The sequence below is a fragment of the Micromonospora sp. WMMD998 genome, assembly GCF_029581235.1.
Taxonomy (GTDB): domain Bacteria; phylum Actinomycetota; class Actinomycetes; order Mycobacteriales; family Micromonosporaceae; genus Micromonospora.
In genome coordinates this window covers 992,865-1,013,587 of record NZ_CP120740.1, presented here as the reverse complement: position 1 = coordinate 1,013,587, position 20,723 = coordinate 992,865, and the positions used below count along the sequence as shown (strand labels likewise).

17 protein-coding genes are annotated in these 20,723 nt (G+C 72.4%); 13 read left to right on the top strand and 4 right to left on the bottom strand.

What is annotated here, in order from left to right:
- Nucleotides 1-253: 253 nt before the first annotated feature.
- A complete protein-coding gene (locus O7619_RS04715; RefSeq protein ID WP_282285929.1) occupies nt 254-937 on the top strand; it encodes a DUF1986 domain-containing protein in 684 nt (227 codons plus the stop codon).
- Nucleotides 938-1,067: 130 nt separating this feature from the next.
- Complete coding sequence (locus O7619_RS04710; protein ID WP_282285927.1) at nt 1,068-1,526, top strand: YbjQ family protein; 459 nt, start codon at nt 1,068-1,070, stop codon at nt 1,524-1,526.
- Between the two features lie 107 nt (nt 1,527-1,633).
- Here the strand turns inward: O7619_RS04710 and purB are convergent, their stop codons facing one another.
- The gene (gene purB / locus O7619_RS04705) at nt 1,634-3,058 is read right to left on the bottom strand and encodes an adenylosuccinate lyase (RefSeq protein ID WP_282285925.1); all 1,425 of its coding nucleotides are present in this window, start codon (nt 3,056-3,058) and stop codon (nt 1,634-1,636) included.
- A 161-nt stretch (nt 3,059-3,219) separates the two neighbouring features.
- Between purB and O7619_RS04700 the strand changes: the two genes are divergently transcribed.
- From O7619_RS04700 to O7619_RS04690, 3 genes are all read left to right on the top strand, one after another.
- Nucleotides 3,220-3,546, top strand: a complete 327-nt coding sequence (locus O7619_RS04700) for a hypothetical protein (protein ID WP_282285924.1) — start codon at nt 3,220-3,222, stop codon at nt 3,544-3,546.
- Between the two features lie 5 nt (nt 3,547-3,551).
- Nucleotides 3,552-8,402 (top strand): caspase family protein, encoded by a 4,851-nt coding sequence (locus O7619_RS04695; RefSeq protein WP_282285922.1) that lies wholly within the window; start codon nt 3,552-3,554, stop codon nt 8,400-8,402.
- A 170-nt stretch (nt 8,403-8,572) separates the two neighbouring features.
- A complete protein-coding gene (locus O7619_RS04690; RefSeq protein ID WP_282285920.1) occupies nt 8,573-10,897 on the top strand; it encodes a right-handed parallel beta-helix repeat-containing protein in 2,325 nt (774 codons plus the stop codon).
- Between the two features lie 47 nt (nt 10,898-10,944).
- Here O7619_RS04690 and O7619_RS04685 read toward each other — a convergent pair whose 3' ends face one another.
- On the bottom strand, nt 10,945-12,237 hold the full coding sequence (locus O7619_RS04685) for an acetyl-CoA C-acetyltransferase (protein WP_282285918.1): 1,293 nt from the start codon (nt 12,235-12,237) through the stop codon (nt 10,945-10,947).
- Nucleotides 12,238-12,290: 53 nt separating this feature from the next.
- Here O7619_RS04685 and O7619_RS04680 point away from each other — a divergent pair, with 53 nt between their 5' ends.
- The 7 genes from O7619_RS04680 (at nt 12,291) to O7619_RS04650 (ending at nt 19,083) form a co-directional block, all read left to right on the top strand.
- Nucleotides 12,291-13,646 carry a 3-oxoacyl-ACP reductase gene (locus O7619_RS04680; protein ID WP_282285916.1) on the top strand — a complete coding sequence of 452 codons (1,356 nt, stop codon included), beginning with the start codon at nt 12,291-12,293 and terminating at the stop codon, nt 13,644-13,646.
- Nucleotides 13,646-14,647 carry a MaoC/PaaZ C-terminal domain-containing protein gene (locus O7619_RS04675; protein WP_282288667.1) on the top strand — a complete coding sequence of 334 codons (1,002 nt, stop codon included), beginning with the start codon at nt 13,646-13,648 and terminating at the stop codon, nt 14,645-14,647. Before O7619_RS04680 ends, O7619_RS04675 begins: the two co-directional genes overlap by 1 nt.
- 77 nt (nt 14,648-14,724) lie before the next feature.
- The gene (locus O7619_RS04670; RefSeq protein ID WP_282288666.1) at nt 14,725-15,459 is read left to right on the top strand and encodes an NUDIX domain-containing protein; all 735 of its coding nucleotides are present in this window, start codon (nt 14,725-14,727) and stop codon (nt 15,457-15,459) included.
- 101 nt (nt 15,460-15,560) lie between these two features.
- Entirely contained in the window at nt 15,561-16,211 is a 651-nt protein-coding gene (locus O7619_RS04665; protein WP_282285915.1) for a serine/threonine protein kinase, read from the top strand.
- Nucleotides 16,212-16,221: 10 nt separating this feature from the next.
- Nucleotides 16,222-17,181: a hypothetical protein gene (locus O7619_RS04660; RefSeq protein ID WP_282285913.1), complete on the top strand. Its 960-nt coding sequence runs from the start codon at nt 16,222-16,224 to the stop codon at nt 17,179-17,181.
- Nucleotides 17,178-18,440 carry an adenylosuccinate synthetase gene (locus tag O7619_RS04655; protein ID WP_282285912.1) on the top strand — a complete coding sequence of 421 codons (1,263 nt, stop codon included), beginning with the start codon at nt 17,178-17,180 and terminating at the stop codon, nt 18,438-18,440. The genes O7619_RS04660 and O7619_RS04655 overlap by 4 nt, the downstream gene beginning before the upstream one ends.
- A gap of 25 nt (nt 18,441-18,465) precedes the next feature.
- The gene (locus O7619_RS04650) at nt 18,466-19,083 is read left to right on the top strand and encodes a DedA family protein (protein WP_282285911.1); all 618 of its coding nucleotides are present in this window, start codon (nt 18,466-18,468) and stop codon (nt 19,081-19,083) included.
- A 96-nt stretch (nt 19,084-19,179) separates the two neighbouring features.
- Here O7619_RS04650 and O7619_RS04645 read toward each other — a convergent pair whose 3' ends face one another.
- Together O7619_RS04645 and O7619_RS04640 are read right to left on the bottom strand one after the other, a co-directional pair.
- Nucleotides 19,180-19,422: a hypothetical protein gene (locus tag O7619_RS04645; RefSeq protein WP_282285910.1), complete on the bottom strand. Its 243-nt coding sequence runs from the start codon at nt 19,420-19,422 to the stop codon at nt 19,180-19,182.
- 141 nt (nt 19,423-19,563) lie between these two features.
- Nucleotides 19,564-20,202: a TetR/AcrR family transcriptional regulator gene (locus O7619_RS04640; RefSeq protein WP_282285909.1), complete on the bottom strand. Its 639-nt coding sequence runs from the start codon at nt 20,200-20,202 to the stop codon at nt 19,564-19,566.
- Nucleotides 20,203-20,270: 68 nt separating this feature from the next.
- Between O7619_RS04640 and O7619_RS04635 the strand changes: the two genes are divergently transcribed.
- Nucleotides 20,271-20,723: an SCP2 sterol-binding domain-containing protein gene (locus O7619_RS04635; protein ID WP_281585653.1), complete on the top strand. Its 453-nt coding sequence runs from the start codon at nt 20,271-20,273 to the stop codon at nt 20,721-20,723.

The window sequence follows — 20,723 nt, the reverse complement described above, 5'->3', positions numbered from 1 at the left end:
ACGCCTCCCACCAGGCATTTTGCTCTGCTTCACCACGCGACGGAACCAGTTTCCGACAGAGCCCCGTCCCGCCCCGCGGCGCACCTCACATCATCGATATCTACCAATTGCTATGTGGCGACACGGCCCGGCGCTCCCTTAGCATGCATCGCCAGATGTCGATGCCACTTATCGACGTTCCCGTCGGTCCACCCCGCCCGGCGGGCCCGATCCGCACCCGGCGACCCCGGGTGTCCAGGCAGAAGGAGCCCGAATGCGCCTCCGTTCCCTGCTCGCCGTGCTGACCACCGCCCTCGCCGGCGTACTGGCCACGGCGTCCGGCGCCGGCGCCGCCCCGGCCGGACCGCAGCCGATCATCGGCGGTGGCACCGTCTCGTCCGCGCCATGGGCCGCGGCCGTCTTCAGCAACGGCTCGTTCACCTGCTCCGGCAGCGTGATCGCCTCCCAGTGGGTGCTCACCGCCCGGCACTGCGTCAGCGGCAGCATGTCCGTCCGGGTCGGCAGCGTCTACTACGCCTCGGGCGGCGTCACCCGCACCGTGAGCGCCTCCTACACCCGCTACGACCTGGCCCTGCTCCGGCTCTCCAGCACGGTCAGCACCTCCACCGTCTCGCTCGCCAGCAGCAACCCGCCGGTCGGCTCCACCAACTCGATCTACGGCTGGGGCATGACCTGCTACAGCGGGTGCGGCGCGTCGCCCCAGCTCAAGACCGCGAACGTCCGGGTGACGAGCACGAGCGTCAGCGACGCGTACGGCGGCCAGGCGATCCGGAGCACCCGGGTCAACGGCAACGCCTGGCGCGGCGACTCGGGCGGCCCGGAGTTCTACAACGGCCGGCAGGTCGGAGTGGCGTCCACCGCCGACGGCTCCAGCATCCAGAACTACGGCAGTGTCGCGTACAACAGGGCCTGGATCACCTCGGTGGCCGGTGTCTGACGGTTTCCACCGTCGCGGCGCGGATGGGCCGGGAGCCACCCGGCCGTCCGCGCCGCCCCGTTTCGCAGCATCCGATCAGGTGCACACGGCACGCGAACCACCCCCGCCGACGACTGACAGCATCGGAACCGTGCTGGTCGTGACGACGGATCAACTGCCCGGCTACGAGATCCGCCAGATCCTCGGCGAGGTGGTCTCCTCGATGGCGAGGACGCGCAACCCGTACCGCGAGGGGGTCAAGAATCTGCGTGGTGGCGCCTACGACCCGATGGCCCCGGACAACCTCACCCGCTGGCGCACCGACTCGGTGGCCCGGCTCGGCGAGGAGGCGCAGCGTCTCGGCGCGAACGCGGTCATCGGCATGCGCTTCGACAGCCGCGACTGCGGCGAGATGTGGATGGAGATCTGCGCGTACGGCACGGCGGTGATCGTGGTGCCGAGGACGCCCGACATCATGCCGCCGGACCAGCCGATGATCGCCGCCGAGACCGCCCACGAGCCGGAGATCGCCACCGCCCCCGGCGGCATCGCCGAGCCGGCGAGCGCCCCCAACCTGAGTTCGGCGGCCGAAACCCCCACCGGCCCCTAGACCCCCTCCCCTGCCCTTCCTGCCCGCTGATTCACGGAAAGAGTGGCTATCGAGCGCGGAAGACCACTCTTTCCGTGAATCAGTGCGGGAGGCGCGCGGGGGTGGGGTCAGAGGATGGGGGGTGGGGAGTAGGTGGCGGCCTCGGGGTGGGAACGGACGATCTCGGTGACTCTCACGTTGACCCGGGTCACCTGATCGTCGGCGGCGCCGGTGAAGGTGCTGCGGTCGGCGACCAGCGCGTCGATCGCGGAGCGGGTCAGGTTCAGGCGGCCGTCGGCGGCCAGGCGGTCGAACAGGTCGTTCTCGGTCGCACCCTGCTCCCGCATGGCCAGCGCCACGGCCACCGCGTGCTCCTTGATCACCTCGTGCGCGACCTCGCGGCCGACGCCCCGGCGTACGGCGGCGACCAGGATCTTCGTGGTGGCCAGGAACGGTAGGAAGCGCTCCAGTTCCCGGTTGATCACCGCCGGGTACGGGCCGAACTCGTCGAGCACGGTGAGGAACGTCTGGAACAGGCCGTCGGCGGCGAAGAACGCATCCGGCAACGCCACCCGCCGCACCACCGAGCACGACACGTCGCCCTCGTTCCACTGGTCCCCGGCCAGCTCGCCGACCATCGACAGGTAACCCCGGATGATCACCGCAAAGCCGTTCACCCGCTCCGAGGAACGGGTGTTCATCTTGTGCGGCATCGCGCTGGAGCCGACCTGCCCCGGCTTGAAGCCCTCGGTGACCAGTTCCTGACCCACCATCAGCCGGATCGTGGTCGCGAGCGACGACGGCGCGGCGGCCACCTGCGCCAGCGCGGCGAGCACGTCGAAGTCGAGCGAGCGCGGATAGACCTGGCCGACGCTGTCCAGCACCCGGCCGAACCCGAGATGCCCGGCCACCCGACGCTCCAGCTCGGCCACCTTGCCGGCGTCACCGTCGAAGAGGTCGAGCTGGTCGGCGGCGGTGCCCACCGGACCCTTGATCCCACGCAGCGGGTAGCGGCCGATCAGGTCCGCCAACCGCTCGTACGCGATCAGCAGCTCCTCGGCGGCCGACGCGAAGCGCTTGCCCAGCGTGGTGGCCTGCGCGGCGACGTTGTGCGACCGGCCGGTCAGCACCAGCGGGGAGTATTCCCCCGCGTGCCAGGCGAGCCGGGCCAGGGTGGCGACCACCCGGTCCCGGATCAGCTCCAGCGACGCCCGGATCTGGAGCTGCTCGACGTTCTCGGTGAGGTCGCGGGAGGTCATCCCCTTGTGCACGTGCTCGTACCCGGCGAGCGCGCTGAACTCCTCGATCCGGGCCTTCACGTCGTGCCGGGTGACCCGCTCGCGCGCCGCGATCGAGGCCAGGTCGACGTCGTCGACCACCCGCTCGTACGCCTCGACCACCCCGTCCGGCACCGGCACGCCGAGGTCCCGCTGGGCCCGGAGCACCGCCAGCCAGAGCCGGCGCTCCATCCGGACCTTCTCCTCCGGCGACCACAGGGCGACCAGCTCCGGTGAGGCGTAGCGGTTGGCGAGCACGTTCGGGATCGTCGTCACGGCCCACATTCTTTCGTACGCCTCCGGCCGGGAGGCATCAGGCCGGCTCCGGCGACCGCGCCGGCCCGATGTCGACGATGCGACAGTGGCGCTGGAGCGCGAATTCCACGGATATGCTGTCCGCCCTCCGTCAATGATCCCCGATCGGGAAGGCGTCGCCGATGTCGCACCCCGCAATCGATGTCGACACACTGCCCTTTCTGGTGTCCGTGGAGGTGTCGGACGACCCGGACACCATGGGGCTGTTCCGGAAGGGCGAACGCGAGGTGGCGGTCCGGCACATTCCGATCGCCGTTCTCCGGGAGAGCGTCCGGCACACGGTGGCCGCGCTCCGCACGGTCTTCGACGAGGTGGCCGAGGAGACCGGGCGGCTCCGGCTCGCCGAGGCGCAGTTCAGTTTCGAGGTGTCGGCCAAGGGTGGCCTGAACCTGGTCGGTACGACCGAGATCGGCTCCAAGGGCACGGTCACGCTGACGTTCCGGGAGTAGCCACCGTGGCCGCCTTCCGTGCCCTCCTTCTCGGCGTCGCGGAGTACGACGACCCGCAGATCCTGCCGCTGCCCTTCGTCACCAACGACATCGGCGCCCTGAGCGTGGCTCTCGAGGAGAACGGGTACCGCGTCCGCACCCTCGACGGTGGCCGGATCAGCCGGCCGAAGATCTGCGCCGAGGTCACGCAGTTCCTGGACAACGCCCGTCTGGGCGACAACCTGCTCATCTACCTGAGCGGGCACGGCGCCCACACGGGCGGAGTCGACTTTCTGGTGCCGTCCGAGGCCGATCTGCGGATTCCGCTCACCGAGTCGATGGTTCCCCTGAACTACTGGGCGGGCGCCGTCGAGCGGAGCCGGGCCGGGCAGGTGGTCTTCGTCGTGGACGCCTGCCGTGAGGGGTTCGACCAGGAGTCCATGGCGCTGGAGCTACGGCGGTGGAGCACAGGTCGGATCAGCCACGTGGCGCATCAGCGGATCGCCTTCCTGTTCGCCTGCGGCCCCGGCGAGAAGGCGCAGTTCGTGCCCGGCGCCGGTGACTCCTTCAGCGTCTTCTCCCGCGCGTTGCAGCAGGTTCTGGTCAACGGTCAGACCGGCCGCACCCTGGAGGATCTCGTCGGCGCGGTCAACGAGCAGATGCGGGAACTGGCGGCGGCGCACGACCGCCGGGTCCAGACCGCCCACGCCCATCCGGACCGCACGACGATCACGCCGTTCCCGCTCTCGTCGCGCCGGTCGACGCAGCGCTCGTTCGACTGGGTCACCCAGGCGCAGTCCCACCGGGCCTGGGACCTGGTCGCGCCGGCGCTGAACAGCGAGGAACTCCGTAACTCCACCGTCAGCCTCGTCGAACACCTGGTGCGACTGCGCCGGGAGGCCGCGCGGGATCTCGCCCGGGATCCGTGGCACGAGCCGGACCTCGCCACGCGCATCGGCCGGCGGGTCGAGTTCCTGACGAGCCTCCCGGCATTTCCCGCCACGGCCCCGGGCGGCGAGCTGCACCTGTCCGCGGCCGAGGCCGCGCTGCTGGTCGCCGGCCCATACCTGTACGACACCTTCTGGGCGCTGCGCGCCGCCCGGGCCGCGCACGTCGATCCGACCAACTGGCCCGCGCCGGAACGCCGGGACGCCGACAGCGACTCCTACCGCCGTTTCGCGCAGAGCTTCCCCCGGCTGTGGCGCCGGTTGCACGGGCGGGCACGGGACTCCGACGTCGCCGGTCAGGTCGGGTGGTGGCTGCTTCACCGATGGATCGCCCGGCAGTCCCTGACCCGCCCGGACGCCGACGTCTCGGAGTTGATCCCGCTCGGGGTCGCCTCGTCGCACCTGTCCGGGCGGGTCTTCGAGCAGCCTCGGGTGATCGAACTGCTCCGGAGCCTGCGTGGTGGCTCCGGCTTCCTGACCCGCACCGACCGACCGGGGCGGCTACAGAGCCGCTGCACGGTCGGCGCGGGGACCGCCGAGGAGCAACCGGTGCGGGAACGACTGGTCGCCTACCTGCTCGCCGCGGGCCGCGCCATGGCCGTCGAGGCCGCCGCCCTGCCGGAGGTGGTGGTCGAGCACATGGGGATCAGTGATCCGGTGACACCCGAGGATCTGCACGCCTCCATCGACTCGGTGGAATGGGAGTCCCGTGGGCCGGTCCGCGTCCTGCGCACCACCTGCGCCCACCCCGCCATCGAGATCGCGTTGCGGGCCCACGTCGAGTTCTTCGACACGCTCCTGGTCGAAATCCAGGACGCCGCCGCCGAGGACGCGCACCTCCATCCGCTCTCCGCCCTGCCGGCGCACGCCTCGGCGGACCAGATCCGCCCGAGCGAAGGGCCGGACGGTCGGGCCTACCAGTCCGCCGGCGTGCGGTTCCATCTCGCCGAGGACAGGATCCAGGAGCTGCTCATGGGCGAGCAGCTCTACGGCGATCCGCTCCTGGCCATCCGGGAGCTCTATCAGAACGCGCTGGACGCCTGCCGGTACCGCGCCGCCCGCAACGGGTACGTGAACCGGACCGGCCGGCCGACTCCCGCGTGGGAGGGCCGGATCGACTTCGTCCAGGGTAGGGACGGCCAGGGACGCCCCTACCTGGAGTGCACCGACAACGGCGTGGGGATGGGTGTCCGCGAGCTGACCGATGTCTTCTCCCAGGCCGGAACGCGCTTCGTCGAGACATCCGAGTTCGTGGAGGAGCAGTCCCGGTGGGCGCGCCTGGACCCGCCGATCGTCTTCTTCCCCAACAGCCGGTTCGGCGTCGGCGTGCTGAGCTACTTCATGCTCGCCGACGAGATCACCGTGGAGACCTGCCGGTTCGGTCAGGAGGGTCGTCCCGGTAGCCGCCTCCGGGTGTCCATCGCCGGACCGGGCAACCTCTTCCGGATTCGCGACACCGGCCCGGGGCCGGAGGCCGGCACGAGGGTCCGGCTCTATCTCAGGAAGGACACCGAAAAGCTCTCCAGCGCGGACTTCCTGCGACGGTTTCTCTGGGTGGCCGAGTTTCGCACCACGGTGACACACGACGACAAGGTCGCGGTGTGGGAGCCGCGACGGCTGTCGACGATCGCCCCGTTGGGCGACCGCAACCTGCTGGAGGCGGAAGAGGATACCGACCGGGCACCACGCCCGGAGCCGATCGTGGTCGGGTCGGAGCCACATCCGGTGTGGTGGTGCAATCGTCCCGGCGCGGTCCTCGGGGACGGCATCTGGCTTCAGGAAGCGGCCTTCACCGCCGTGGTCAACCTCTACGGCAGGCGCGCGCCGCGGCTGTCGGTCAACCGGACGCAGATGCTTGACGACCAGTCGCAGGAGATTACCGATCTCCTGCGGGAGGCCGCCGGAGCCGCGGGCGCCGCCGACAGTCCGCTGTTCAGCCACCACTGGCTCGCGGAACTCACCAAGCGCGAACCGATGGTGGCGGATGAGGTGTTCGAGCTGGCGCTCCGGGCGGGCCGCACGTCCTGGCCCGGGAGCGCCCTGACGGACGAGCTACTCACCGTCGGCTGCTACCCACCAGACGCGGCGATGTCGGTCCTCCCGATCGCGCCGACCAGGCGCCTCGCCACGGATCGGATGGCCGGAGAAGTCGCCGACCTGAGCCAGCCGGTCGGGATCTGGCGCCTGGTCGCCTGGATCGCCGCCGGCCTCCACGGCTCCGAGCTGACGGTGTCGCACGGAAGCATCATCCGGGCGAAACCGAGCGACTCGATCCTCACCCAGAACGGCGAGGGCAGTCGCTCCTGGCTGGATCCGACCCAGCCGGTCCCGATCGGCCACCTCCTCGCAGCGGCCACCACCCTCGGCCCGTTCCTTCCGGCGGTCGTCGAGCGACTCGTGGCACTCGGCTATCCGGCCCCCCGGCACGAACTGCCCGACCCGACGAGCCTGGTCGATCGACTGCTGCTGAGCCGAGACATCGATGGGAAGGGGCCCTGGTTGAACCAGGCCGACGAGGTGGCGGTCCCGCACCTGGTGACAGCGGCGGCGAAGGCGGGCGTGGACGCCGACCTGGCAGCCGACCGGCTCCGCCGGCTCGGCTTCACCGTGCGGGACGCGCCGGCCGGCGGTCTGGACCCGGTCGATTTCCTCGTCGCGAGCTTTCATCTGGACGGCCTGAGCCCGTGGCTCCGGCCCGGCGCGACCGTTTCCGGTGGGCACGTCGTCGTCGCCGCGTTCGTGGCCGGCATCCCGGTCGAGGACGTCGTGGACCGGCTGCGCCGGCTCGGGTACGCCGCGACGGTCCCGCCTCGGGCCGACCTGGCGGTCGAGGCGGAGATCAAGCTGCTGTGCGGTTCCGACGATCTGGCGGCCGGCTCGGGCCAGGCGATGACGCGCCCCTTCGGAAGGGCCGCCGCCCGCGCCCGCCGCTTCGGCTCTTCGGCTCCCGGCCCGGTGCTGGACGCGTCGGGGCCGCTGCCGCCCCACACGCTGATCGAGGTGGCCGAACGCAGCGGGCTGAGCCCCGGCAAGACCGCCGAACGGCTGAAGCAACTCGGTTACCGGCTCGTCGGAGAGACCTTTCCCGACACGATGGGCGAGCACGACCTCGTGCTCCTCAGTCGAGATCTCGACGGGCGGCATCCGTGGCTGGACCCGGCCTCCACCGTCCTGCCCTCCCATCTCACCGCTGCGGCCATGCGGCTCGAGCTGGCTCCCGCCCAGGTGGCGGCGCGGCTCGCGGAGTACGGCTACCTCATCCCGGCGGTGTCGCTCCCGGACGCTGTCACCTTTACCGACGTCGGTCTGCTCAGCCGCGACCTGGACGGAGACCCGCCCTGGTTGGACGGGACCAGCGTCGTCCCACCGGGCCACGTCCTGCTCGGCGCGAGACGGACCGGACTCACCCACGCCCAGGTGCATGAACGGCTCCGGCGCTTCGGCTTCACCACCCGGCCGGACCTGCCGCCCGACGGCGTCACCCCGGCGGATCTGATCATTCTCAGCCGGCAGCTCGACGGTGTGCACCCCTGGCTCGACGTGGAGCGGCAGGTGGAGGTCGGGCACCTCGTCGGTGCCGCGCACCGCACCGGCCTCACTCCGGCCCGGGTAGCGGAACGTCTCCGCGAGTTCGGCCACGCGGCACCCGCGCACATGCTGCCGGATTACATCTCGGCCGAAGACACCGTGCTCGTCAGCCAGTCCCTCGACGGCCAGCACCCTTGGATGGATCCGGCGGAGGACCTCACCCTCGCGCGCCTCGTGATCGGTGCCGACGTCACCGGCCTCAGCCCGACGCGGGTGTCACGACGACTCGTGGAGTTGGGCTTCCAGGGCTCCGACGAGTGGCACATAGAGCCTTCGGTCGGCCTGCCCGAAGGGGCCACCGTCCGACTCGTCCCATCGGCGGTGCCGCCGCCCGAGGCGTGAGACCGCGCGGGGCGGGCGGGTTTTGTCCGCTTAGCTCCATGATTGGGCTATCACCCGGTGCGTGACCACCTTTGTCCGTTGCGCCGATCGGGGCCGCGGAACGGGTGGGCGGCAGCGATGATTCGTGGCGGTCCCGATCCGGGCCGTCCACTTCCTCCATGAGGACCCACATGCGCAGAACCCTCCTCGCCGGGCTCACCGCGACCGCGCTGACCAGCGGTTCCCTGCTCACACTCGGCGGTGCCGCGCTGGCCGCCGGCGACGCCCTCTATGTTCGGCCCTCGGCGCCGACCTGCTCGGACACCGGCCCCGGCAGCTACGACCAACCGTTCTGCTCGATCAACGCCGCCGCGTCGGTGGTGTCACCGGGCCAGACGGTCGAGATCAGCGGCGGCGTCTACCGGGAGCACGTCACCATCACCCGATCCGGCACGCCCGACGCGCCCATCGTCTTCCGCACCTCCACGAGCGCCCAGCTCATCGGTCCAGCGGCCGGGATCACCATCGACGGCCAGCACGACGTCACAATCCAGCGGATCCAGGTCCCCGGCGCGGCCGAGAACCCCGCCCTCGACGTTCGCGACGCCAGCCGGATCGCGGTCGAGGACGGCGGTTTCACCGTGACCGGCAGCCCGGCCGGCCCGACCGTCCGCTTCTCCGGCGTCACCGACTCGACCATCAGCCGTTCCTTCGTCTCCGGCGGCCTGCCGTCCGTCGGCGTCCTGCTCGACGGCACCACGTCCGGCGTACGCCTGTCGGCGGTGAACGTCTCCGGAACCGCGAACGACACCCTCGAACAGAGCGTGGGTATCCGGGTCGAGGGTGCCGACAACGTGATCGTCAACAGTTCCGTCGGTCGCTTCACCGGCGCCGCCGTCAGCATCGCCGCCGGCGCACGGGGAACGACCGTGGCGAACAACCAGATCGGCGAGGGCACCGGCTACGGCATCCACAACGCCGGCGCCACCGGCACCGCGATCACGAACAACGCGATCGAGGACCGCTGCCTCGACGGCATCCGCGTCGACGGCGGCTCCACCGGCGTCTCGGTGCAGAACAACGTGCTCGGCAAGTCCCGGTCCGGCGGCGGCTGCTCGCAGATGTCGTTGAACGCGGCGCAGATCGCGGTCGCGGCCGACGCCACCGCCGACACCGTCGTCGACTACAACCTCGTCGACCTCTACACCCCGGGTTTCCCGACGATCTACGACTGGAACGGCACCCGGACGGGTCTGGCCGCGTTCCGCGCCGCCTCCGGGCAGGGCGCACACGACCTGGACACCCCCGGTCCGTCGGGTGGTCACGACTCGGCCAACTCGGCCGCGCCGGGCTACCCGGCGACCGACCGGAACGGCACCGCGCGGGTGGATGACCCGGCGGTGCCGAACACCGGTGCCGGTCCGACGCCCTGGGCCGACCGGGGCCCGATCGAGACGGTACGTGCCCCGGACGCCCGGTTCACCCTGACGCCGGATCTCGACACCGGCTCGGTCACCGTCGACGCCTCGACCACGGTGCCGGGCGTCGTACCGGTCGCCACCTACCGGTTCGACTTCGGCGACGGCACGGTCGTCACCCAGGACACACCGGCTGCCACGCACCGGTACGCCAGCCGGAACACGTACGCCGTCTCGGTGCGCGTGACCGGGACCGACGGCCGGACGGACGTACGGACGCAGCAGGTGAGCGTGCTGCCTCGGACCGGCACCGTCGGCCTGCTCGCGCTCTCCTCGTTGAGTTACGTCTCCCCGGGCAACAGCCCGCCGTCGTGGCCGACGCTCGCCGCGAACCGACCCGACCTCGGCCCGACCGCCCAGTTCGACCTCGCCGACGCGGGCAACGGCACGGTCGCCCTGTTCGTCCGCGCGGCCGGCCGCTACCTGACCGCCGACACCGCGGGTGTGGCCGCGCTGACCTACCAGACGGTGCTCGTCGGCAATACCGAGCGGTTCACGCTGGTCCGCAACGCGGACGGCAGCGTCAGCCTGCGGTCGGTGGCCAGCGGCCGGTACGTGACGGCGACCGCCAACCCGACCGTCCTGCTCGTCGCCGACGCCAAGAGCATCGGCGCCGACCAGAAGTTCTACCGTGTGGACGTCGCCAACGCGGGACGGACCCTGAAGGCGGGCGCCAACAGCCGCTTCGTCACCGCCGACAGCGCCACCGTCAAGCCGCTGATCGCCAGCGCCACCAGCGTGGGCGCCGCGCAGCGGTTCGACGTGCTCGACCTCGGCGGCGGCAAGGTGGCGCTGCTGGCCTGGGCGAATCGGCTGATCGTCACCGCGGACAGCGCCGGCGACAAGCCGCTGATCGCCAACCGCACCAGCGCCGGCGCCTGGGAGGGCTTCACCCTCACCCGCAACGCGGACGGCACCACCAGCCTCAAGGCGACGGTCAACAGCCGCTTCGTCTCGGCCGACAGCGGCGGCAACAAGCCGCTGATCGCCAACCGCACCACGATCGGCGCCTGGGAGAAGTTCACCCTCGGCGGATGAGCCGAATGACGCCCGCCCGGCAGAACGTCGGGCGGGCGTCGCCCTTCTCAGCGTTCCAGGATCGCGGTCACGCCCTGCCCGCCGGCCGCGCAGATGGAGATCAGCCCGCGCCCGCTGCCCCTGCGGTCGAGCAGCTTGGCCAGCGTGGCGACGATCCGGCCGCCGGTGGCGGCGAACGGGTGCCCGGCGGCCAGCGACGAGCCGTTGACGTTGAGCTTGTCCCGGTCGATCGACCCGAGCGGCGCGTCCAGGCCGAGGCGCTCCGTGCAGAACTCCGGCGACTCCCAGGCGGCGAGGGTGGCCAGCACCTGCGACGCGAACGCCTCGTGGATCTCGTAGTAGTCGAAGTCCTCAAGCTTGAGCCCGGCCCGGGCCAGCATCCGGGGCACCGCGTACGCGGGGGCCATCAGCAGCCCCTCGTCGCCGTGCACGAAGTCGACGGCGGCCGTCTCGGACCAGGAGAACCAGGCGAGCACCGGCAGGTTGTGCGCCCGCGCCCACTCCTCCGAGGCGAGCAGCACCGTGGACGCGCCGTCGGTGAGCGGCGAGGAGTTGCCGGCGGTCATGGTGGCCCGCTCGGCGTCCGGACCCGTGGTGCCGAAGACCGGCCTGAGCGAGCCGAGCTTCTCCAGCGTGGTGTCCGGCCGGAGGTTCTGGTCGCGGGTCAGCCCCAGGTAGGGGGTCATCAGGTCGTCGAAGAACCCCTGCTCGTACGCGGCGGCGAGCCGCTGGTGCGAGCGGAGCGCCAGCTCGTCCTGGGCGGCCCGGTCGACGTTCCAGCGCAGCGCCGTCACCGCGGCGTGGTCACCCATCGACAGCCCGGTACGCGGCTCGGCGTTGCGCGGGATCTCCGGCTTGAACGGCTGGTGCGGGCGCAGCTTCGCGGCCAGCCTCAGCCGCTCGCCGAGGGTCCGGGCGGAGTTGAGCTGGATCAACGTGCGGCGCATGTCCTCGTTGACGGCCAGCGGCGCGTCGGAGGTGGTGTCGACGCCACCGGCGACGCCGGCGTCGATCTGCCCGAGGGCGATCTTGTTGGCGACCAGGATGGCGGCTTCCAGCCCGGTGCCGCACGCCTGCTGGACGTCGTACGCCGGGGTGTGCGGGTCGAGCCGGGAGCCGAGCACCACCTCGCGGGTGAGGTTGAAGTCCCGGGAGTGCTTGAGCACCGCGCCGGCCACCACCTCGCCGAGTCGCTCGCCGGCGAGCCCGAACCGGGCGACCAGCCCGTCGAGCGCCGCGCCGAGCATGTCGGCGTTCGACGCGTGCGCATAACGCGAGTTGGATCGGGCAAAGGGGATGCGGTTGCCGCCGATCACCGCGACCCGCCGGACACTCTGCACGATCGGCCTCCTCGAAGCTGTTGCCCAACCCTACTCACCAGTAGGCTACGCCCATGACCGACAGGTACGCGAGCTTCGTCCAGACGGGGGCCGGTCGTGCGCTGGTCAAGCGCCTCGGGCTGCCCGACCCGCCCCGACTGCGCCGGCACACGCCTGGTGACCCGCTCGTCCCCGGGCCGGTCCTGCTCGGCGCCGCCACCGGCGGCCGGCTCGCCGAGCCGGTCGGCACGGTCCTGACCGCCGCCGGGGTCGAGCTGGTCGACCCGGCCGCCGCCACCGCCGACAGCCGGTTCGCCGCCCTGGTGTACGACGCCAGCGGCGTCACCGACTCCACCGAACTGCGCCAGGTGTACGACTTCTTCCACCCGCACGCCCGGTCGTTGCTGCCCAGCGGTCGGGTGATCGTGCTGGGCACGCCACCGGCCGAGTGCGGCTCGCCCCGGGAGGCCACCGCTCAGCGCGCCCTGGAAGGGCTGACCCGCAGCATCGGCAAGGAGTTCGGCCGCGGCGTCACCGCCCAACTGGTGTACGTCACCCGCGACGGGGACGCCGGCACGCCGGTGAGCCTGGAGTCCACCCTGCGGTTCCTGCTCTCCGGCCGCTCCGCGTACGTCTCGGGCCAGGTCGTCCGGGTCGGCGCCGGCACCGCCGTCGCGCCGGCCGACTGGGACCGGCCGCTCGACGGCCAGGTGGTGCTTGTCACCGGCGCGGCCCGGGGGATCGGCGCGGCGCTGGCCACGGTGCTCGCCCGCGACGGCGCGCAGGTGGTGGCGCTTGACGTCCCGGCGGCCGGGGACGAGCTGGCCACGGTCGCGAACGCGGTCGGCGGCAGCGCGGTGCAGCTCGACCTGACCGCGCCGGACGCGCCGACCCGGCTGGCCGAGCACCTGGCGTCCCGGCACGGCCGGGTGGACGCGGTGGTGCACAACGCCGGCATCACCCGGGACAAGACGTTGGGCCGGATGGACGCCGACCGGTGGGACTCGGTGATCGACGTGAACCTGTCCAGCCAGGAACGGATCAACGACGTGCTGCTGGCGCGCGACCTGGTCCCGGCCGGCGGCCGGATCGTCTCGGTCTCCTCGATCGCCGGGATCGCCGGCAACCGGGGGCAGACCAACTACGCGACGAGCAAGGCCGGTGTGATCGGTCTGGTCGACTCGCTCAGCCCGGTGCTGCGCGAGCGCGGGATCAGCCTGAACGCGGTCGCGCCCGGGTTCATCGAGACCCGGCTGACCGCGCGTATCCCGTTGACCATCCGCGAGGCGGGCCGGCGGATGAACAGCATGGCCCAGGGCGGCCTGCCGGTGGACGTGGCCGAGACGATCGGTTGGCTGTCCTGGCCGGCGACCGGCGCGGTGAGCGGCAACGTGGTCCGCGTCTGCGGCCAGAGCCTGCTGGGGGCGTGATGGCGCGGCGCGAGCAGCGGCCGGAGGAGCCGGCCGAGGAACTGTCGTTGCACGACCTGATCGAGGGCCGCACCCAGGACCTGTCGACCGCCCGAGCCGCCGCACTGACCCCGCCCCACCCTGTCGATCGGGAACCGGGTGTGCGGGAGCGGGTGGAGCTGGAGCGGTTGCCAGCGGCGGGGGCGCTCTACCGGCGGGCCATGCTGGGGGTGCTGCCCGGGACGGGACGGCGGCGGGGGCGGGAGTTGCCGGCCGTCGAGCTGGGGGTGGCCGGGGTTCGGGTGGATCCGGGGCATCTGGCCGACTACGACCGGGTGTGCGGGTTCCGGCTGGCCGACCGGCTGCCGGCGACCTACCTGCACGTGCTCGGGTTCCCACTGTCGCTGCGGCTGATGACCGCCGCCGACTTCCCGATCCCGCTCACCGGCGTGGTGCACGTGGCCAACCGGATCACCGTGCGCCGGCCGGTGCGGGCCGACGAGGTCGTCGACTTCCGGACGTACGCGGAGAACCTGCGCCCGCACGAACGGGGCCGGCAGCTCGACGTGGTGCTCGTCGGCTCGGTCGGCGGCGAGGAGGTGTGGCGGGGCGTGTCGACGTACCTCGGGAAGGAGCGTGCGGCGGGCGGCGGCCCGCGGCGCGACCGGGGTGACCGCCCCGCGCCGCCGGCCCCCTCCGCGCGGTGGCGGGTGCCGCCACGGGTGGGTACGGACTACGCCCGGGTCTCCGGCGACCACAACCCGATCCACACCTCGAAGCTCGGCGCGCGGCTGTTCGGCTTCCCGCGCCCGATCGCGCACGGCATGTGGAGCAAGGCCCGCTGCCTGGCCGCGCTGGATGCCCGGCTGCCCGACGTCTACACCGTGGACGTGGCGTTCAAGCTGCCGGTGCCGCTGCCGTCCACGGTGGCCTTCAGCGCGTCGCGCACCGGCGAGGGCTGGGACTTCGGGCTGCACGGCGCCCGGGACGGGCGGCCACATCTGGTCGGCACCGTCCGCTGACGAGAGGGGACCTTGCGGTCCCCTCTCTCGTGCGTTAGGTTGTTCTCAGATTGAGTTGTTCTCAAGATGAGAAGGTAATCGCCGTGAACGAGCAGGACTTCCTCGCCGGATACGACCCCCGGGACTACCCGGCGGTCGCGGTCACCGTCGACGTGGTCGCCCTGACCATCCGCGACGGCGCGCTGCACCTGCTGCTGATCCGCCGGGGCGCGCCGCCCTACGCGGGGCACTGGGCCCTGCCCGGCGGCTTCGTCCGCCCGGACGAGGACCTCGCCACCGGCGCGCGGCGCGAGCTGGCCGAGGAGACCGGGCTCGGCGGCGAGCGACTGCGCCGGGTGCACCTGGAACAGCTCGGCAGCTACGGCACGCCCGACCGCGACCCGCGCATGCGGGTGGTCTCGATCGCCCACCTGGCGTTCGCCCCCGACCTGCCCGACCCGGTCGCCGACACCGACGCCGCCGACGCGGCCTGGCTGCCGGTGACCGCACTGGCCGGCCGGCAGCTCGCCTTCGACCACGGCCGGATCATCGACGACGGGTTGGAGCGGGCCCGGTCCAAGCTGGAATACACCCCGCTCGCCACCCGCTTCCTCGCGCCCGAGTTCACCATCACCGAGCTGCGGGCGGTCTACGAGACGGTCTGGGGTCAGCCGCTGCACGCCGGCAACTTCCACCGCAAGGTGCTCTCCGTGCCGGGCTTCGTGGAGGCCACCGGCGCCAGCACCGAGCGCGGCGGCGCACGGGGCGGCCCCCGCGCCAAGCTCTACCGCCCCGGCACCGCCCGCCTCCTCCACCCCGCCCTCCTCCGATGAGGTGCAAGGAGGGGGCCCCGCTTAACGCCTCCGGTATAGGCGGGGGCCCCGCTTATCACCGGCAGCTCAAGGCACCGCGGCACCCGAGCGACAACGATCTGATGGCCCGCGAGGCGCGTGCCCTGCGACGGGTCGCCGAGCGCGGGGACCCACGGCACCTCGCGTACGTGCCCCGGCTCGTCGACTCCTATCCGGTGCGCGACCCGGCCACCGGCGCACAACTGCTGGTCAACGTGCTGGAGACGGTGCCGGGGCTGCGCAGCCTGGAGGACGTGCGCCGGGCGTACCCCGATGGGGTCGACCCGCGTGACGCGGCCTGGATGTGGCGGCGGCTGCTTGTCGCGCTCGGCCTCGCCCACCGGGCCGGCGTGGTGCACGGCGCGGTGCTCCCCCGGAACGTGCTGATCGAGCCGGACGCGCACGGCCTGGTGCTCGTCGACTGGTGCTTCGCCACCGAGCCGGGCGGGCTGGTGCCGGCGCTCGTGACCGGCATGGCCGACTGGTATCCGCCCGAGGTCACCGGAAAGCGGCCATGCGGCCCGGGCACCGACATCGCGCTCGCCGCCCGCTGCCTGACCTGGCTGATGGCCGACCGCGCGCCGCGCGAGCTGCGCGCCTTCGCCGCCGGCTGCCGGCAGCCGGCGCTGCCCGCCCGGCCCGACGACGCCTGGCGGCTGCTCCGCGAACTCGACGAGGTGCTGCACCGGCTCTACGGGCCGCGCACCTTCCGACCCTTCACCCTCAACCCCTAGGGAGGCTGCCATGGGCAGCGGGATCTGGTCCACCGACGTGTACGACGCCGCCGACAGCTACCGGCGAAAGACCGGCCGGAGCGCCTTCTCCTACAGCGACAGCGGGGCGCGGACGGTGCACCCCGCGCTCGACCCGCGCGGCGCGACGCGGGAAAGCCGCGACTCCGCCGAACACCCGCAGTCGACGCCGATCGCGGTGCTCTTCGACGTCACCGGCTCGATGGGCCACGTGCCCCGGGTCCTCCAGGGCAAGCTGCCGCAACTGCTCGGCCTGCTGCTCCGCCAGGGGTACGCCCGCGACCCGCAGGTCATGTTCGGTGCGATCGGCGACGCCACCTGCGACCGGGTGCCGTTGCAGATCGGGCAGTTCGAGTCCGACAACCGGATGGACGACGACCTCGGCCGGATCGTGCTGGAAGGCGGCGGGGGCGGCCAGATGATGGAGTCGTACGAGCTGGCGCTGTACTTCATGGCCCGGCACACGGTCACCGACAGTTGGGCGAAGCGGGGCCGGCGCGGCTACCTGTTCGTCATCGGCGACGAGCTGGCCTACCCCCGGGTGAAGGGGCGGGAGGTGGCCAGGCTGATCGGCGACCGCCAGGTCGAGGACCTGCCGATCCGGCAGGTCGTCGACGAGGTGACCGCCCGCTGGGACACCTACCACCTGCTCCCCGCCGGCGCCGCCCACGCCGGCAACCGCAAGGTGCTCGACTTCTGGCGCGGCCTGCTCGGGCAGAACGCGGTCGAGTTGGACGACCTGAACGCGGTCTGCGAGACCATCGCGCTCATCGTCGGCCTCGGCGAACAGGCCATCGACCTGGACACCGGCCTGGACGACCTGGACCGGACCGGCTCGACCGCCACCCGTACCGTCTCCCGGGCGCTCGCCCGGCTCGGCGGCGACCGGCGCGCGGTGGCGGCGCTGCCGTTCACCCCGACCGACGGCGAAGGCGGGGTCACCCGGCTGTGAACCACGTGATGGTGGTCGACCTCGGCTACGGCGACGCCGGCAAGGGCACGGTCGTCGACCTGCTCTGCGCCACCCGGCCGGTGCACACCGTCGTCCGGTTCAACGGGGGCGCGCAGGCGGCGCACAACGTCGTGCTGCGCGACGGGCGGGCGCACACGTTCGCCCAGTTCGGGGCCGGGACGTTCCGCCCCGGCGTACGGACGCACCTGGCCCGGCACGTGGTGGTGGACCCGCTGGCGCTGGCCGCCGAGGCCGACCACCTCGCGGCGGTCGGGGTGCCCGACGCGCTCGACCGGATGACCGTGGACGGGGAGGCGCTGCTGGCCACCCCGTACCACCGGGCCGCCAACCGGGCCCGGGAGATCGCCCGGGGAGCCGACCGGCACGGCTCCTGCGGGCTGGGGGTGGGCGAGGCCGTCGCGTACGGCCTCGCCCACCCCGACGAGGCGCCCCGGGTGGCGGACTGCCGCCGGCCGGCGGTGCTGCGCCGCCGGCTGGCCGCGCTGCGCGACCGGCTCACCGCCGAACTCGGGCCGCTCGACGCGCCGCCGGTCGCCGACTGCCTGCCCGCGTACGCCGCCTTCGCCGACCGGGTGGCGATCGTCGACCGGACCTGGCTGGCCGGGGCGCTGCGTGCCGGCACCTGCGTCTTCGAGGGGGCGCAGGGGGTGCTGCTCGACGAGTGGCACGGCTTCCACCCGTACACGACGTGGAGCACCACGACGTTCGCCAACGCGGAGACGCTGCTCGCCGAGGCCGGGATGGCCGGGACCGCCCAGCGGCTCGGGGTGCTGCGGGTGACCACCACCCGGCACGGCCCCGGGCCGCTCGTCACCGAGGACCCGGCGCTGCCGTTCACCGACCCGCGCAACCCGACGAACGCCTGGCAGGGCCCGTTCCGGTTCGGGCACTTCGACGCCGTCGCCCACAGGTACGCGCTTGCGGTAGCCGGCGGCGTGGACGGGCTGGCCCTGACCCACCTCGACCTGGCCGGCCCGGCCCTGCGGATCTGCCGCCGCTACGCCGACGGCACCGACCGGCTCGGCCCCGGCAGCCCCGGTGACCTGGAACGGCAGGCGGCGCTCACCGACCGGCTGATGCGGGCGCACCCGGTGCTGGACGAGGCGCCGCGCGACTGGCCGACGACGGTCGAGGAGGCGCTCGGCGTCCCCGTGCTGCTCACGTCGCACGGCCCCACGGCCGAGGAGAAGGCGGGGGCCCTTGTTAACGCCTTTTGTATAGGAAGGGCCCCCGCTTAACACCTCAGCGTCGAGCATGGGAGACATGGGGGACGTGCTCGACCTGCTGCACCACACGGTGACCTCACCGTGGGTGTACCTGGTGATCGTCGCGGTCACCGCGGTCGACGCGTTCTTCCCGGCGGTGCCGGGTGAGACCGTGGTGATCACCGCAGGCGTCTTCGCGGCCGGCGGCGAGCCGAACCTGGTGGCGGTGATCGTGACCGCCGCGCTCGGCGCGCTGATCGGCGACCACGTCTCGTACGCCATCGGGCGCGGCGGCGGTGCGCACCGGCTGGCCCGCCTGCCGGCGGACAGCCGGCGGCGGGCGAGTTCCGACTGGGCCCGCCGGGCGGTCGACCGGCGCGGCGGGATGATCCTGACCACCGCCCGGTACGTGCCCGGTGGCCGGACCGCGGTCACGCTCACCATGGGCGCGGTGCGCTACCCGCCGCGCTCGTTCCTGGCCTACGACGCGCTGGCCTGCGGCACCTGGGGAATCTACTGCGGGCTGCTCGGCTACTTCGGCGGCCTGGCCTTCGAGCACAACCCGGTCACCGGGCTGCTCGCCGGCGTCGGCATCTCGCTGGCGGTCACCGGCTTGTTCGAGGCCGCCCGCTGGGTCCGCCGCCGGATCCGCTGCCGGGCCGCGACCCACCGCTGACCGGGCCCTCCAACAGGTCGGCGTCGTGAACCAGGGTGGCGAGCTGCACCCGGATGGCCACGCCGAGCTTGGCCAGCGCGCGGCTCACGTGCGTCTTCACGGTCGCCTCGGCGTACCTGTCACCTGCCGGACGATCACCGCCTCCCGCTCGGTGAGCTGGGCCAGCCGCTGCCGGGCGTCCTCCCGCCGAGCCGGACCCCGCTCGGCGAAGGAGCTGATCAACCGCCGGGTGACCGTCGGCGCGCGGCTGCTGGATCGTCTGCCCCGGGACAGCCGGCGGTGGGTCACGGCGGACCGGGCCCGGCGGGACATCGCGGTACGCGGTGGCCCCATCCGCACCGTGGCCTGCTGTCCGGCTGAGGCTGGCCCTCGCCGTGACCCTGGAGGTGGAGGTGGCGCGCTGGGCACGGAGCCGCCGCCCGGCGCGGGTGTTAAAAGGGGCCCCCGCCTATACCGCAGGCGTTAAGAAGGGGCCCCGCCTTACCCCCCAGCGGGGTGATAGGTGACGCCGCGCAGGAGCTGGTCGGCGCCGAGCCACGCGACGTTCATCATCCGGGTGGCGGTCTTCTCCGCGTCGGCCTCCGGGTGGTCGGCCAGCCAGTCGGCGAGCGACTCGCTGGCGCCGACGAGCGCGTACGCGACCACTTCCAGGTCGGTCGCGCCGACCTCGCGTCCGGAGGCCCGCAGCGCGTGGTCGAGCATCCCGGCGACCACCTCGACCAGCCGGCCGCGCATGGTGGCGAGTTCGCCGGCGAACGGCTGGGAGCCGCGGGCCTGCCGGTAGAGCACCGCCCAGCCGTCCCGGTGCTCGCCGACGAAGCCGAAGAACGCGCGCAGCCCGCGCCAGAGCCGTTCGTCGGCGGGCAGGTCGGGGGCGGCGGCCCCGGCGATGGCCTCCATCATCCGGGTGCCCTCGCGGTGCAGGCAGGCGATGAAGAGTTCTTCCTTGGTGCCGAGGTAGGCGTAGACCATCGGCTTGGAGATGCCGGCGTCGTCGGCGATCTCGTCCATGCTGGCGGCGTGGAAGCCCCGGCGGGAGAAGACCTTGACCGCCGCGTCGAGCATCTGTTGCTCGCGTACCGCGCGGGGGAGGCGCTTGAACGCCGGTGTGCTGGACACCCTTGCAAGCATACCTACTCGTGCGTAGGGTTACGCTTGAGTAACCAATGTCGAGAGGTGCATTCCCCATGACTGACTTCGACCCGGCCACCTTCGCGAACGTCGGCCCGAAGGAGTTCGCGCAGTTGGTGAAGTCCACCCCGGACGACAAGATCGCCGAGATCATGTCCGGTGAGATGCGCGGCAAGATCCTCAGCGAGGTCTTCAGCCGGATGCCCACGCTGTTCCGCGCCGACCGCGCCGGCGCCACGAACGCGGTCATCCACTGGAACATCACCGGCCGGCCGGACGGCGGCACCGACACCTACGAGATCATCATCGAGAACGGCACCTGCACCGTTCTGGAGACCCCGACCCGCGACCCGAAGCTCAGCCTCACCATGGGTCCGGTCGAGTTCCTGAAGATCGTCACCGGCGGCGCCAACCCGGTGATGATGTTCATGACCGGCAAGCTGAAGGCCAAGGGCGACCTGGGCCTGGCCGCCAACATCGCCAACCTGTTCGACATGCCCAAGGCCTGA